The organism is Pseudomonas sp. RIT-PI-AD (assembly GCF_025642785.1).
GTDB lineage: Bacteria > Pseudomonadota > Gammaproteobacteria > Pseudomonadales > Pseudomonadaceae > Pseudomonas_T.
In genome coordinates this window covers 59284-73852 of the sequence record NZ_JANZKU010000015.1, presented here as the reverse complement: position 1 = coordinate 73852, position 14569 = coordinate 59284, and the positions used below count along the sequence as shown (strand labels likewise).

General features: G+C 68.5%; 13 protein-coding genes. 8 read left to right on the top strand and 5 right to left on the bottom strand.

Going from position 1 to position 14569, the window contains the following annotated elements; all coding sequences use genetic code 11:
• Positions 1-9 precede the first annotated feature (9 nt).
• Positions 10-1965, bottom strand: a complete 1956-nt coding sequence (locus OGL92_RS14370; RefSeq protein ID WP_263144528.1) for an autotransporter domain-containing protein — start codon at positions 1963-1965, stop codon at positions 10-12.
• Positions 1966-2254: 289 nt separating this feature from the next.
• A complete protein-coding gene (gene rpiA, locus OGL92_RS14365) occupies positions 2255-2926 on the bottom strand; it encodes a ribose-5-phosphate isomerase RpiA (RefSeq protein ID WP_263144526.1) in 672 nt (223 codons plus the stop codon).
• 172 nt (positions 2927-3098) lie between these two features.
• Between rpiA and ilvA the strand changes: the two genes are divergently transcribed.
• The 3 genes from ilvA (at position 3099) to OGL92_RS14350 (ending at position 6438) form a co-directional block, all read left to right on the top strand.
• The gene (gene ilvA / locus OGL92_RS14360; RefSeq protein WP_263144523.1) at positions 3099-4613 is read left to right on the top strand and encodes a threonine ammonia-lyase, biosynthetic; all 1515 of its coding nucleotides are present in this window, start codon (positions 3099-3101) and stop codon (positions 4611-4613) included.
• Between the two features lie 92 nt (positions 4614-4705).
• Entirely contained in the window at positions 4706-5974 is a 1269-nt protein-coding gene (locus OGL92_RS14355) for an SDR family oxidoreductase (RefSeq protein WP_263144521.1), read from the top strand.
• Positions 5971-6438, top strand: coding sequence for a DUF2269 domain-containing protein (locus OGL92_RS14350; protein ID WP_263144519.1), 468 nt, complete (start codon positions 5971-5973; stop codon positions 6436-6438). Before OGL92_RS14355 ends, OGL92_RS14350 begins: the two co-directional genes overlap by 4 nt.
• 11 nt (positions 6439-6449) lie before the next feature.
• Here the strand turns inward: OGL92_RS14350 and OGL92_RS14345 are convergent, their stop codons facing one another.
• On the bottom strand, positions 6450-7103 hold the full coding sequence (locus OGL92_RS14345) for an HAD family hydrolase (protein ID WP_263144517.1): 654 nt from the start codon (positions 7101-7103) through the stop codon (positions 6450-6452).
• Between the two features lie 168 nt (positions 7104-7271).
• Between OGL92_RS14345 and OGL92_RS14340 the strand changes: the two genes are divergently transcribed.
• Together OGL92_RS14340 and ptsP are read left to right on the top strand one after the other, a co-directional pair.
• Complete coding sequence (locus OGL92_RS14340; protein WP_143490252.1) at positions 7272-7751, top strand: RNA pyrophosphohydrolase; 480 nt, start codon at positions 7272-7274, stop codon at positions 7749-7751.
• A gap of 11 nt (positions 7752-7762) precedes the next feature.
• Positions 7763-10042, top strand: a complete 2280-nt coding sequence (gene ptsP / locus OGL92_RS14335) for a phosphoenolpyruvate--protein phosphotransferase (protein WP_263144511.1) — start codon at positions 7763-7765, stop codon at positions 10040-10042.
• A 33-nt stretch (positions 10043-10075) separates the two neighbouring features.
• On the opposite strand, the gene OGL92_RS14330 is transcribed toward ptsP, so the two are convergent.
• The gene (locus OGL92_RS14330; protein ID WP_263144508.1) at positions 10076-10822 is read right to left on the bottom strand and encodes an NRDE family protein; all 747 of its coding nucleotides are present in this window, start codon (positions 10820-10822) and stop codon (positions 10076-10078) included.
• Positions 10823-11032: 210 nt separating this feature from the next.
• On the opposite strand from OGL92_RS14330, the gene OGL92_RS14325 reads away from it, so the two are divergent.
• From OGL92_RS14325 to OGL92_RS14315, 3 genes are all read left to right on the top strand, one after another.
• Positions 11033-11815, top strand: a complete 783-nt coding sequence (locus OGL92_RS14325) for a sulfite exporter TauE/SafE family protein (protein ID WP_263144505.1) — start codon at positions 11033-11035, stop codon at positions 11813-11815.
• Positions 11816-11824: 9 nt separating this feature from the next.
• On the top strand, positions 11825-12631 hold the full coding sequence (gene lgt, locus OGL92_RS14320; protein ID WP_263144503.1) for a prolipoprotein diacylglyceryl transferase: 807 nt from the start codon (positions 11825-11827) through the stop codon (positions 12629-12631).
• A 144-nt stretch (positions 12632-12775) separates the two neighbouring features.
• Complete coding sequence (locus OGL92_RS14315; protein ID WP_263144502.1) at positions 12776-13570, top strand: thymidylate synthase; 795 nt, start codon at positions 12776-12778, stop codon at positions 13568-13570.
• 29 nt (positions 13571-13599) lie between these two features.
• On the opposite strand, the gene OGL92_RS14310 is transcribed toward OGL92_RS14315, so the two are convergent.
• Positions 13600-14511, bottom strand: coding sequence for a substrate binding domain-containing protein (locus OGL92_RS14310; RefSeq protein WP_263144500.1), 912 nt, complete (start codon positions 14509-14511; stop codon positions 13600-13602).
• Positions 14512-14569: the final 58 nt, after the last annotated feature.

The window sequence follows — 14569 nt, the reverse complement described above, 5'->3', positions numbered from 1 at the left end:
GGTGGTGCTTCAGAACTGCCACTGCGCGCCCAGGGAGTAGGCGGCCTGGCTGCCCTCGTCGTGGGCGAAGCGGCTGTTGGCCTCGACGAACACGCCGAGCTGCGGGGTGATCGCCAGCAGCGCACCGAGCTGGGCGCGGCCGAAGCTCTTGTCGACGCCGCCGAGGTCGGCGACCCGCGCGCGGTCGTCGGCGCGGCTGGTGAGGTCCAGGTCGTCCAGGCGGCCGTCGCCCAGTTCCTTGACCCAGCGCAGGTTGCCGTAGGGTTGCAGGCTCATGGCATTGGGCAGCGCCAGGGCGCCGCGGATACGCCAGCCGAGGCTCGCTTCCAGGGAGTCGAAGCGTTGCGCCTCGTAGCCCAGGGCGGTACGCCGCCGTTCGTCTTCATGGAAGCCGTCGATGCGGTAGTGGCTGTAGTCCAGGCTGGCGAAGGGGCCGCTTTTCAGTTCGCCGAAGCTGAAGTCGTAGCCACCCAGCACTCGGGCGCCCCAGGTGAAGGCATCGGTGTCGCCCTCGAAGCGCTGGTCGAGCAGCAGCGGGCCGCCGTTGGCGCGCAGTTGCAGGGCGCGCTTGGTGTCGAAACCGGTGTGGCCGATGCTCGCCTCGCCGGCCAGCCATTGCGGGCCGCCGTCGTTGAGCAGGGCATAGACCGCGGCCTGCCAGGTGTCGCTGTCCACCTTGCCGCCATGCTCGAGGCGATCGCGGCCGTTCAGGTAGCTGAGGCTGCCGCCGAGCGCCAGGCTGGACGTGAGCTGGTAGTCGCCCAGCGCGTGCAGGCCGTAGCGGCGCGCCTCGGGGCTGGCCTCGGTGTCGAAACCGTTGTCCGGGGCGTACTCGCCGTCCACGCCGATCTCGCCGTCGAAGCGGCCGACCTCGCGGCTGGCGGCTTGCAGGGTCAGCCAGCGGCGGTCGTGCAGGCGGGTCAGGGCCAGGTGCTGGCGTTGCAGGTTGTCCTGCAGATCCCGCGCCAGGGCGCCGCCGGAGGCGGTGGAGGCGAGCAGGTCGGCGTTGGTCAGCTCCAGCACCAGGCGGGTGAGCAGCAGCGAGTAGTCGCGCAGGCGCTGGTCGATGCGTTCCTGGCCGAAGGCGTTGGTCAGGACCGCCTGGTTGTCCTTGTCCGGATCGTGCCAAGTGGCGCCGCCGGGGATCGCCGGGTTGTCGGTCTGCTCGTAGCCGTCCAGCTCGCCCAGTTCCCAGTTGGTCGCTTCGACGAACAGCACCGGGACGTTGAGGTTCTCGAAGGACGAGCCGTCGCTGCAGCAACCGGTGCCGGCCGGGTACTCTTCGTTGAGGCCGGGGTTGGTGTGCAGGTCGATGCCCAGCTCCCGCGCCAGGCTGAAGGTGTGCTCGCGCAGGGCGGCCAGGGCCGGGTTGGCGACGCTGTTCTGCCCGGCGTGGGCGTACATCATGTCGCCGGTGATCAGGCTGTCCAGGTTGATCATGCCCAGCAGGTTGGCGCGCTGGCTGTCGTTGAGGGAGGCGACGTAGGCCTGCGAACCGCGCAGGCCCTCCTCCTCGGCACCGAAGCCGACCACCGACAGGCCGTGCTCCAGCTTGATCCCGCTCAGGTTACGGGCGATCTCGGTGAGCACCGCGGCGCCCGAGCCGTTGTCGTCCAGCCCTTGCAGGGCGGGGCGGCCGTAGTAGGTGTCGAAGTGCGCGCCCACCACCAGGTACTGGTCGCTGGTGCCGGGCGCATAGGCCAGGACGTTCTGCGCCGCGCGGCGCTCGCCATTGCTGGCGGTCCAGTTGAAGTCCTGGCGGGCGAAGGCATAGCCGTTGCCCATCTGCGCCTGCATCAGGTCTGCCGCGCCGGCGAAGTTGGCCGTGCCGCGATAACGCCCGGGGTAATCGTTGATCAGCCGGTCCAGGGTGGTCCCGGCGTGCTCGCCATAATCGTAGGCGAAGCCCGGGGCGGACAGCAGCGCGCTGCCGAGGCTGATGGCGATGGCTAAAGGCTTTATCACTCACACTCTCCTTGAGTTCGGTTCGTTCACCAAGGCGCAGCCGTGTGCAGGATACGGACCGTCACCGACTCCGGCGGCGTGGAGTGACGCCTGGGCTTAAGCGTGGGTCGCGAGGATGTAAGAAGCGTGGGCCCCGGGCCGATACTTATCGGCTCGCGCGGCGTTCGCGCGGCGAAAGACCGTACGCTTGTTCCAAAAGGTGACGCGCGCCGGGACGGCGCCGCAAAAGGGGGCGCCCATCCGCCGCGGCGGATGGCCTGCAGCGGTCGCGGCGATGGGCGGGCGGGGGTCAGCGCGTCAGGCTGCGCACGCCGTCGGCGGTGCCCAGCAGCAGCAGATCGGCCGGGCGCGCGGCGAACAGGCCATTGGTGACCACCCCGACGATCGCGTTGATCTGCGCTTCCAGCCCCTGGGGATCGACGATGTTCAGGTTGTGCACGTCGAGGATGACGTTGCCGTTGTCGGTCAACACACCCTCGCGGTACACCGGGTCGCCGCCCAGCTTCACCAGTTGCCGGGCGACGTGGCTGCGTGCCATGGGGATCACTTCCACCGGCAGCGGGAAGCCGCCGAGCACCGGTACCAGCTTGCTGGCGTCGGCGATGCAGACGAAGGTCCGCGCCACCGCGGCGACGATCTTCTCGCGGGTCAGCGCGGCGCCGCCGCCCTTGATCAGGTGCAGGCGCTCGTCGCTTTCGTCGGCGCCGTCCACGTAGAACTCCAGTTCGCCGACGCCGTTGAGGTCGTAGACCGGGATGCCGTGGGCCTTCAGACGCTGGGCGGTGGCTTCCGAGCTGGCCACCGCGCCGTCGAACTCGATCTTGTGGCGGGCCAGGGCGTCGATGAAGAAGTTCGCCGTGGAGCCGGTGCCGACGCCGACGATGCTCTTCGCATCGAGGCGCGGGCGGATGTGGTCGACGGCGGCCTGGGCCACCGCCTGTTTGAGCTGATCCTGGGTCATGGCGGTCCGCCTGCTGGAAAAGCGCCCAGTATACCGGCGCGTGGCCCGGGCGGATCGGCGGCCGATGAATCCACGGCGGTCGGCGTATCGGCGCGCGGCCGTATGCGGTGGCCCGGGGCCGAGGCGGCGGGGTAAACTCCCGGCTTCCACCCAGCCGCCAGCGATCAGCCCGATGCTCGAACAGTACGTCAAGATGATCCTCACCTCGCGCGTCTACGACGTGGCGGTGGAAACTCCCTTGCAGCCGGCCCGCCGGCTGTCCGAGCGGCTGGGCAACCAGATCTTGCTCAAGCGCGAGGACCTGCAGCCGGTGTTCTCCTTCAAGGTCCGCGGCGCCTACAACAAGCTGGCGCAGTTGACCGCCGAGGAACTCGGCCGCGGCGTGGTCACCGCCTCTGCCGGCAACCACGCCCAGGGCCTGGCCCTGGCGGCGCGGGAACTGGGGATCAAGGCCACCATCGTGATGCCGCGCACCACGCCGGAACTGAAGGTCCAGGGCGTGCGGGCCCGCGGCGGCAAAGTGGTATTGCACGGCGACGCCTTCCCCGAGGCCCTGGCCCATTCGCTGAAACTGGTGGAAGAGAAGGGCTACGCCTACATCCACCCCTACGACGACCCCTACGTGATCGCCGGCCAGGGCACCGTGGCCATGGAGATCCTCCGCCAGCACCAGGGCTCGCTGGACGCGATCTTCGTCCCGGTGGGCGGCGGCGGGCTGATCGCCGGCATCGCCGCCTACGTGAAGTACCTGCGCCCCGGCACCCAGGTGATCGGCGTCGAGCCGGACGACTCCAACTGCCTGCAACAGGCCCTGGCCGCCGGCGAGCGGGTGGTGCTGCCGCAGGTCGGGCTGTTCGCCGACGGCGTCGCGGTGGCGCAGATCGGCCACCACCCCTTCGAGATCTGCCGTCACTACGTCGACGAGGTGATCACCGTCAGCACCGACGAAATCTGCGCGGCGATCAAGGACATCTACGACGACACCCGCTCCATCACCGAGCCCGCCGGCGCTCTGGCGGTGGCCGGGATCAAGAAATACGTGGAGCGCGAGGGCGTCGCCGCGCAGACCCTGGTGGCCATCGATTCCGGCGCCAACGTGAACTTCGACCGCCTGCGCCACGTGGCCGAGCGGGCCGAGCTGGGCGAGAAGCGCGAGGCGATCATCGCCGTGACCATCCCCGAGCGTCCCGGCAGCTTCAAGGCCTTCTGCGAGGCCATCGGCAAGCGCCAGATCACCGAATTCAACTACCGCTACCACGCCGACAAGCAGGCGCACATCTTCGTCGGCGTGCAGACCCACCCCGAGCACGACCCGCGCCTGGCGCTGGTGGAAAGCCTGCGCGGCCAGGGCTTCCCGGTGCTCGACCTGACCGACAACGAGCTGGCCAAGCTGCACATCCGTCACATGGTCGGCGGCCACGCGGCGCGGGTGAGCGACGAGATGGTCCTGCGCTTCGAATTCCCCGAGCGGCCCGGCGCGCTGTTCAACTTTCTCGACAAGCTCGGCGGGCGCTGGAACATCACCCTGTTCCACTACCGCAACCACGGCGCCGCCGACGGCCGCGTGGTGGCCGGCCTGCAGGTGCCGGAAGACGAGCGTCATCTGGTGCCCGCGGCGCTGGAGAAGATCGGCTACCCCTACTGGGACGAAACCGATAACCCGGCCTATCGGCTGTTCCTCGGCTGACGGGGCGAGGTGCCCATGCGCATTCATTCCCGTCCGGGCTCGATCCGCACGCCCGCGGCGGGCCGCCTAGGGGAGTCACTCTTCTGAGCCAGTTGAACATCCTGCTGGTAGGCGCCAGCGGTTTCATCGGCAGCCACCTGCTCGAAGCCCTCAGCGCTGCCGGCCACCGCGTGATCGCCACATCGCGCAGTGGCTGGGGCCCGTTGCTGCCGGAGGTGGAATGGCTGCCCCTGGACCTGGCGCGGCTGGCGGACGAGCCGGACTATTTCGCCTGGCCGGACGCGGTAGACCTGGTGATCAATGCCACCGGCCTGTTCAGCGCCGATGCCGAGGCGATGGCGCGCGCCCAGGATCGCGGCCCGCGGGCACTGTTCAAGCGCGCCGCCCTGCACGGCGCCGGCGTGTTGCAGATTTCCGCGCTGGGCGCCGGCAGCCAGCCCGAGGTGCCCTTCCTCGCCAGCAAGGCGGCCGCCGACGATTACCTGCTCGGCCTGGGCATCCCCGCCGTGGTGCTGCGCCCGTCGCTGGTGATCGGCCCCGGTGGCGCCAGCAGCGTCTGGCTGACGCGGCTGTCGCCCTGGCCGCTGATCCCGCTGCTGGATCGCCAGGCGCGGACCCGCCCGTTGCACGTGGCCGACCTCGCCGCCGCCGTGCTGGCCTTGTTGCGGCACTGGCCGGATAGCGGCGTGCTGCCTCTGGTGGGCGCCGAATCCATGACCCAGGGCGATCTGCTCGACCGCCTGCGCGTCGCCCAGGGCTGGGCGCCGGGTCGTTACCTGCAGGTGCCGGCGCCGCTGGCCCGCCTGGGCGCCTGGCTCGGCGACCGTTGCGGCTGGCGCGCCTTGAACAGTCAGTTGCTGCGCCTGGCGCGCACCGACAACCTGGCCTCCGCCGAGCCCCTGGGCAAGGCCTGCGGCTATCGCGCGGCCTTCCTCAGCAGCCGCCTGCGCGACTGGCCGAAGCGCGCCGACAGCCTGGCCGCCGTCGGGCGACCCCTGCTGCTGGGCAGCCTGGCGGCGGTCTGGCTGGGCACCGCGCTGGTCTGCCTCGGGCCCGGGCGCGAATGGGGCGTGCGCATCATGGCCGAGCTGGGCGTGGCCGCCGGCCCGGGAGCATGGGCGGTGATCGCCGGCGCGGTGCTGGATGGGCTGCTCGGCGTCGGGATGTTGCTGCGCCGTTGGCGGCGGCCGGTGCTGCTCGCACAGATGGCGCTGATGCTCGGCTATACCCTGGCGATCGGCATCCTGCTGCCGCATTACTGGTTCGACCCTTACATGGCGGTCGGCAAGAACCTGGTGCTGCTGGCCGCCAGCGCCTGGCTGTACGGGCTGGAGCCCTCCGCACGGAACACCCCGAAATGAGCCTGTACCTGTTTCTGAAAACCCTGCACATCCTCTCCTCGACGCTGCTGTTCGGCACCGGCCTGGGCTCGGCCTACTACGCCCTGCGGGCCTGGCGCAGCGGTCAGGTGCAGGTGATCGCCACCACCTTCCGCCACCTGGTCACCGCCGACTGGCTGTTCATCGCCACCACCGCGGTGTTCCAGCCGCTCAGCGGTCTGGGCCTGGCAAAAGTGGCGGGCTGGCCGCTGAACCAGTTCTGGTTGCTGTGCAGCCTCGGCCTGTTCGTCTTCGCCGGGCTCTGCTGGCTGCCGGTGCTGTGGCTGCAGGTGCGCGTGCGCGACATGGCGGAAACGGCGCTGCGCGAGGGCACGCCGATCGCGCCGCGCGCCCAGCGCTACATGAAGGTCTGGTTCGTCCTCGGCTGGCCGGCCTTCGTCGCCTTCGTCGCGATCTTCTTCCTGATGGTGGCCAAGCCGCTCTGACGTCCCGCGCCTCAGCGCAGGGAAATGATCGGCCAGCCGCGGCGCTCGGCCTCGGCGCGCAGGGTCGGGTCGGGGTCCACCGCCACCGGGCGGGTCACCCGCTCCAGCAGCGGCAGGTCGTTCATCGAGTCGCTGTAGAAGGCGCTGTCCTTCAGGTCGAGGTCGTTTTCCCGCAACCAGCGTTCGAGCCGGGTGACCTTGCCCTCGCGGAAGCAGGGCACGTCGACGGTGCGCCCGGTGTAGCGTCCGTCGGCCATTTCGCATTCGGTGGCGAGCAGGGTTTCCACCCCCAGGCGGCGGGCGATCGGCTCGGTGACGAAGCGGTTGGTGGCGGTGATGATCACCACCCGCTCGCCGGCGTCGCGGTGGCGTGCCAACAGCTCCACGCCCTTGGCCAGGATGATCGGCTCGATGCACTCGGCCATGAACTCGGCGTGCCAGCGGTCGAGCTGGGCCCTCTCGGTACGGCCGAGGATCTCCAGGCTGAAATTCAGGTAGTCGGCGATGTTCAGGCGGCCGTCCAGGTAGTCCTGGTAGAAGGCATCGTTGCGCGCCTTGTAGGTGACGCCGTCGAGGATGCCGCGGGCGCACAGCCAGTCGCCCCAGGCGTGGTCGCTGTCGCCCGCCAGCAGGGTATTGTCGAGATCGAAGAGAGCCAGACGCACGGTGTACCTCGCAAACGCGGAAAAGCGCCCAGCATAAAGCCCCACCGCCTATCCGGCCACCGCAGCAAGCTCCGTGCCGGATACCCGGCGGGCGCATGCGGGGGCGCTTCCGGCGCCCCTTCGTTTTGTGGAACAATGCGGGAACATGCGTTTGCGAGGTTGTCCGCCGTGATCGATTCCGATGGTTTTCGCCCGAATGTCGGCATCATTCTCGCCAATGAGGTTGGCCAGGTGATGTGGGCTCGCCGTATCAATCAGGACGCTTGGCAATTCCCCCAGGGCGGCATCAATCCACGGGAAACGCCGGAAGAGGCCCTGTACCGCGAATTGAACGAAGAAGTGGGCCTGGAACAGCAGGATGTGAAAATTCTCGCGTGCACCCGGGGCTGGTTGCGTTATCGTCTGCCGCAACGCCTGGTGCGCACCCATAGCCAACCGCTGTGCATCGGGCAAAAACAGAAGTGGTTCCTCCTGCGGTTGCAATCCGCCGAGGATCGGGTCCGGATGGATGTGACCGGCAAGCCGGAATTCGACGGCTGGCGCTGGGTCAGCTACTGGTATCCGTTGGGACAGGTGGTGACCTTCAAACGCGAGGTCTACCGCCGCGCCCTCAAGGAACTCGCTCCGCGCCTCTTGGCGCACGACTGACCGGAGTCAGCATGCTCAACACGCTGCGCAAGATCGTCCAGGAAGTGAACTCCGCCAAGGATCTGAAGGCGGCGCTGACGATCATCGTGCAGCGGGTGCGGGAGTCCATGGGCAGCCAGGTCTGCTCGGTCTACCTGCTGGACCCGGAGACCAACCGTTTCGTGCTGATGGCCACCGAGGGCTTGAACAAGCGCTCGATCGGCAAGGTCAGCATGGCGCCCAACGAAGGCCTGGTCGGCCTGGTCGGCACCCGCGAGGAGCCGCTCAACCTGGAGAACGCCGCCGACCACCCGCGCTACCGCTATTTCGCCGAGACCGGGGAGGAACGCTACGCCTCCTTTCTCGGCGCGCCGATCATCCACCATCGGCGGGTGATGGGCGTGTTGGTGGTGCAACAGAAGGAGCGCCGCCAGTTCGACGAGGGCGAGGAAGCCTTCCTGGTCACCATGAGCGCCCAGCTCGCCGGGGTGATCGCCCATGCCGAGGCCACCGGCTCGATCCGGGGCTTGGGCAAGCAGGGCAAGGGCATCCAGGAGACCCGTTTCGTCGGCGTGCCCGGCGCGCCCGGCGCGGCGGTGGGCAAAGCGGTGGTGGTCCTGCCGCCGGCCGACCTGGAAGTGGTGCCGGACAAACCGGTGGACGACATCGACGCCGAGGTCGAGCGCTTCAAGCAGGCGCTGGAATCGGTGCGCGCCGACATGCGCTCGCTGTCGAGCAAGCTCGCCAGCCAGTTGCGTCCGGAAGAGCGCGCACTGTTCGACGTCTACCTGATGATGCTCGACGACGCCTCCATCGGCCTGGAGGTCAAGCGGGTGATCCGCGGCGGGCAGTGGGCCCAGGGCGCGCTGCGCCAGGTGGTGATGGAGCACGTCAAGCGCTTCGAACTGATGGACGACGCCTACCTGCGCGAGCGTGCCTCCGACGTCAAGGACCTCGGCCGGCGCCTGCTCGCCTACCTGCAGGAAGAGCGCAAGCAGAACCTGGTCTACCAGGACAACACCATCCTGGTCAGCGAGGAATTGTCCCCGGCGATGCTCGGAGAAGTGCCCGAGGGCAAGCTGGTGGGCCTGGTCTCGGTGCTCGGCTCGGGCAACTCCCACGTGGCGATCCTCGCCCGCGCCATGGGCATCCCCACGGTGATGGGGCTGGTCGACCTGCCCTACTCGAAGATGGACGGTATCGACCTGATCGTCGACGGCTACCACGGCGAGGTGTTCACCAATCCCAGCGACGTGCTGCGCCAGCAGTACGCCGAGTTGGTGGAAGAGGAACGGCAACTGTCCCAGGGGCTCGATGCCCTGCGCCTGCTGCCCTGCGAAACCCTCGACGGCCGGCGCATGCCACTGTGGGTCAACACCGGCCTGCTGGCCGATGTGACCCGTGCCCAGGAGCGCGGTGCCGAGGGCGTCGGCCTGTACCGCACCGAAGTGCCGTTCATGATCAACGAGCGCTTTCCCAGCGAGAAGGAGCAACTGTCGATCTACCGCGAGCAACTGGCGGCTTTCCACCCGCTGCCGGTGACCATGCGCACCCTCGACATCGGCGGCGACAAGTCGCTGTCCTACTTCCCGATCAAGGAAGACAACCCTTTCCTCGGCTGGCGCGGCATCCGCGTGACCCTCGACCACCCGGAAATCTTCCTGGTCCAGGTGCGCGCCATGCTCAAGGCCAGCGAGGGCCTGAACAACCTGCGCATCCTGCTGCCGATGATTTCCGGCGTGCAGGAGCTGGAGGAGTCCCTGCACCTGATCCACCGCGCCTGGGGCGAGGTGCGCGACGAGGGCGTGGACATCCCGATGCCGCCGGTGGGGGTGATGATCGAGATTCCCGCGGCGGTCTACCAGACCCGGGAACTGGCGCGGCAGGTGGATTTCGTCTCGGTGGGCTCCAACGACCTGACCCAGTACCTGCTGGCGGTGGACCGCAACAACCCGCGGGTGGCCGATCTCTACGACTACCTGCACCCGGCGGTGCTGCAAGCGCTCAAGCGAGTGGTCGAGGACGCCCATGCCGAGGGCAAGCCGGCGAGTATCTGCGGCGAGATGGCCGGCGATCCGGCGGCGGCGGTGCTGCTGCTGGCGATGGGGTTCGACAGCCTGTCGATGAACGCCACCAACCTGCCCAAGGTGAAATGGCTGTTGCGCCAGGTCACCCTGAGCAAGGCCCGCGAGCTGCTCGACCAATTGCTGACGATCGACCATCCCCAGGTCATCCACAGCGCGCTGAACCTGGCCCTGCGCAACCTCGGCCTGGGTCGGGTGATCAACCCGGCGGCCATCGTCCAGGCCTAGGCGACAGCCCCCGCGACGCGGGGGCTTTCCGTTTCAGGGATTCAGGCGTACCTCACCCAGCAGCGAACCGTAGGGCCCGTAGCTGCGCTCCACCAGTTCGCGGGTGCCGTCGGCATCGACGATCAGCGAGGTACTGGCGCGGGTGCCGTAGTTGCGCGAGGCGATGAAGATGCTCGACAGCAGGCGCTCGGTGGTGGAACCGATGCCGGTGTCCGGCAGCAGCGCCTCCGCGGCCTGCTCGGAGTCGTGCAGCAGCGCCAGCAATTGCTCCGCATCCGGCGCCGCCAGGGTGCTTTCCAGGGCCGCCTTGCCGCGCAACGACTTCGGCCAGGGCGTGTCCAGGTCGGCGTTGGACAGCGCGTAGAGGCCCGCCGGCAACTGGCGCGGCTGACCTTCGCGGGAGCTGAAGAACCAGAGCTCCCGGCTATCGCCCAGCAGCAGGTTGAAGCCCGAGTAGTCGCCGGCGCGGTTGGCCAGTTCGTCGAGGAAGGCCGCCGGGGGGCGTGGGTCGGCGAGGAACTGCACCGACAGCTCGCCACGGGAGCGGCCGAAGGGCGGCTGGCGGGGATCGCGGATGTTGGTCAGGGCGGCGAAACGGCCGTCGGGGCCGACACCGAGCCAGGTGCCGCCGGCGAGTTCGTCGCGGCCGGCATAGAGGCCGGGGACGTCCTTCCAGGCGTGCAGGGGGAGGGTGGGGCGGTCGTAGAATTCGTCACGGTTGGCGGCCATCACCAGCGGGTGCGCATGGCCGGGACGCCAGGCGAGGAGAATCAGGCACATAGGACTTCCTTGAATATGCGACAGCCCACAGGCTATGAGTTTGCTGCATAAGGCACAAGCCATTCGCTATAAGTCCGGCCGCGTGGACTGTCGATTGGCCACTATTGTCCCCTCGACCCGCTCATCTGTGCCCCATTCGGGCATCCACCTGTGGCTGTGGCCTCGCCGACGTTTTCCGCTACCATGCCGCTTTGTTTTCGGGGGTGGACGATGGAATTCCTGCTCTACATGGTGCTGGGTGCCTGTGCCGGCGTGCTGGCCGGGCTGTTCGGCGTGGGCGGCGGCCTGATCATCGTGCCGGTCCTCGTCTACAGCTTCACCGCGCAGGGCTTCGATCCGGACATCCTCACCCACCTGGCGGTGGGCACCTCCCTCGCCACCATCATCTTCACTTCGATCAACTCGGTCATGGAGCACCAGCGCAAGGGCGCCGTTCGCTGGCCGGTCTTCGCCTGGATGACCGGTGGCATCCTGGTCGGCGCCTGGCTCGGCGGACTCACCGCGGCGGCCATCCAGGGGCCGCTGCTGCAAAAGATCATCGGTGTGTTCGCCATCCTGATCGCCTGCCAGATGGCCCTGGACATCAAGCCCAAGGCCAGCCGCCAGGTCCCTGGCAAGCCCGGTCTGATCGCGGCCGGCGGGGTGATCGGCTGGGCCTCGGCGATCTTCGGTATCGGCGGCGGCTCGCTCACCGTGCCCTTCCTCACCTGGCGCAGCGTGCCGATCCAACAGGCGGTGGCGACTTCCTCCGCCTGCGGCCTGCCCATCGCGGTGTCCAGCGCGATCAGTTTCATGGTCATCGGCTGGCATGAGCCGCGCCTGCCGAGCTGGAGCCTGGGCTTCGTCTATCTACCGGCGATGGCGGGTATCGCCCTCACCAGCATGTTCTTCGCCCGCTTCGGCGCGCGCCTGGCCCACAGGTTGCCGCCACGGGTGCTGAAGCGCCTGTTCGCCCTGCTGCTGTTCGGCGTGGGCTTGAGTTTTCTCGTTTAAGGAGTCGTGATGCTGGCTTATCCCCAGATCGACCCGGTGGCGCTTGCCCTGGGTCCAGTGAAAATCCATTGGTACGGGCTGATGTACCTGATCGGCATCGGCGGCGCCTGGTGGCTGGCTTCGCGCCGGCTGCACCGCTTCGACCCGACCTGGACCAAGGAAAAGCTCTCCGACCTGGTGTTCTGGGTGGCGATGGGCGTGATCGTCGGCGGCCGCCTCGGCTACGTGCTGTTCTACGACCTGCCGGCCTACCTGGCCAACCCGATGCTGATCCTGGAGGTCTGGAAGGGCGGCATGTCCTTCCACGGCGGGTTGATCGGCGTGATGCTGGCCACCTGGTGGTTCGGCCGGCGCAACGGCAAGAGCTTCTTCGAGCTGATGGACTTCATCGCGCCGCTGGTGCCGATCGGCCTGGGCGCCGGGCGCATCGGCAACTTCATCAACGCCGAGCTCTGGGGCAAGCCCACCGACCTGCCCTGGGCGATGATCTTCCCGCCGTTCAGCGATCCCGCGCAGTTGCCGCGACATCCGTCGCAGCTCTACCAGTTCGCCCTGGAGGGCGTGGCGCTGTTCGCCATCCTCTGGTTCTACTCGCGCAAGCCGCGGCCGACCATGGCGGTGTCCGGCATGTTCGCCCTGTGCTACGGCCTGTTCCGCTTCATCGTCGAGTTCGTCCGCGTCCCGGACGCCCAGCTCGGCTACCTGGCCTTCGGCTGGCTGACCATGGGCCAGGTGCTGTGCCTGCCGATGGTCCTCGGCGGCCTGGCGCTCATCGCCCTGGCCTACCGCCGCGCGCCGAACGCCTCGGTCGCCTGAGGCGGAGTATCGCCGCCGCCCGGCGCCTTCGGGCGGCGGGCGCTTCGTCGCCAGGCGGCGCCTCCGCTTGAGCCGAGGCCGGGGCGGCTCTTACCATGGCACGCATTCCGCCGCCCGCCTCCGCGGCGCCACCCCGAGTCTTCGATGAAACAGTACCTCGACCTGATGCGCCACGTGCGCGAGCACGGCACCTTCAAGAGCGACCGCACCGGCACCGGCACCTGGAGCGTGTTCGGCTACCAGATGCGCTTCGACCTGGGCGCCGGCTTCCCGCTGGTGACCACCAAGAAATGCCACCTCAAATCCATCATCCACGAGCTGTTGTGGTTCCTGAAGGGCGACACCAACGTCAAGTACCTGCAGGACAACGGCGTGCGCATCTGGGACGAGTGGGCCGACGAAAACGGCGACCTCGGGCCGGTCTACGGCTACCAGTGGCGCAACTGGCCGGCCCCCAACGGCGGCTCGATCGACCAGATCGCCAAGCTGGTGCAGATGCTCAAGGCCAATCCGGACTCGCGCCGGTTGATCGTGTCCGCCTGGAACCCGGCGCTGGTGGACGACATGGCCTTGCCGCCATGCCACGCGCTGTTCCAGTTCTACGTCGCCGACGGCAAGCTCAGTTGCCAGCTCTACCAGCGCTCGGCGGACATCTTCCTCGGCGTGCCCTTCAACATCGCCAGCTACGCCTTGTTGACCCTGATGCTGGCCCAGGTCTGCGACCTGGCGCCGGGGGATTTCATCTGGACCGGCGGTGACTGTCACCTGTACGCCAACCACCTGGAGCAGGCCGACCTGCAACTGAGCCGCGAACCGCTGCCACTGCCGACCATGCGGCTCAACCCCGCGGTGAAGGATCTGTTCGACTTCCGCTTCGAGGACTTCGAGCTGGTCGGCTACGAGGCCCATCCGCACATCAAGGCGCCGGTCGCGGTCTGAACCGGCCGCTTCCCGCGAACCCGACGCCTTCAACTCGACAGGCGCTCGCCGAGGTAGTCGATCAGCACCCGTAGCTTTGGCGGCAGGTGCCGGTTCGGGCGCCAGAGCAGCCAGGCGGCGCCTTGGTAGGAGCCGCGGTAGCGCCAGTCCGGCAGCACCTCGACCAGCCGGCCGGCGGCCAGGGCCGCGGCGGCGGTGAAGTCGGGCAGGCAGGTTAGGCCGAAACCCTCCTCGGCCAGCAGCAGCCGCGCCTCGCTGTGGTTGCTGGCGTAGCGCCCGCCGATCGCCACCCCCTCCTGTTCGTCGCCGCGGCTGAAATGCCAGAAGCGATCGTCGGCCCGTTCGTCCAGGGCCATGCAACTGTGGCGCGCGAGGTCTTGCGGGTGCTTCGGCATGCCCGCCCGGCGCAGGTAGTCGGGGCTGGCGCAAAGCGACTGGCGCACTTGCAGCAGGGGGCGGCCGGCCAGGCCTTCCGGCGGCCGCTCGGTGACCTGCAGGCAAAGGTCGAAGCCGTCCTCGATCAGGTTCGGGTGGCGATCGTCCAAGCGCAGCTTGAGGTCGATCTGCGGGTAGCGGCGGAGGAATTCCGGCACCAGCGGGTTGATCACGAAGCGCCCGAGCGCCTTGGGCACGCTCATCCGTATGCTGCCGCGGGGCGTGCCTTGCAGCCGCTCGCCGATGTCCAGCGCGGCCTGGGCGGCGTCGAGCATGTGCCGGCCGTGGGCGACGATTTCCTCGCCGGCCTGGGTCAGGCGCAAGCGGCGGGTGGTGCGTTCGAGCAGGCGCAGCTCCAGCAGGCGCTCCAGCCGCGCCACCTGCCGGCTCGTCGCCGACGCGGTGCTGCCGGCCTGGCGCGCGGCGGCGGAAAAGCTGCCGGCATCCACCACCCTGACGAAGGTCGCCAGCAGCGGCAGCAGGCTCATCGGGATATTCGTGCCCATGGGGAACAGGTCCTGTGCGGTGTCGCTGGATTATCGCGGGGGGTGAATCAATCGACAA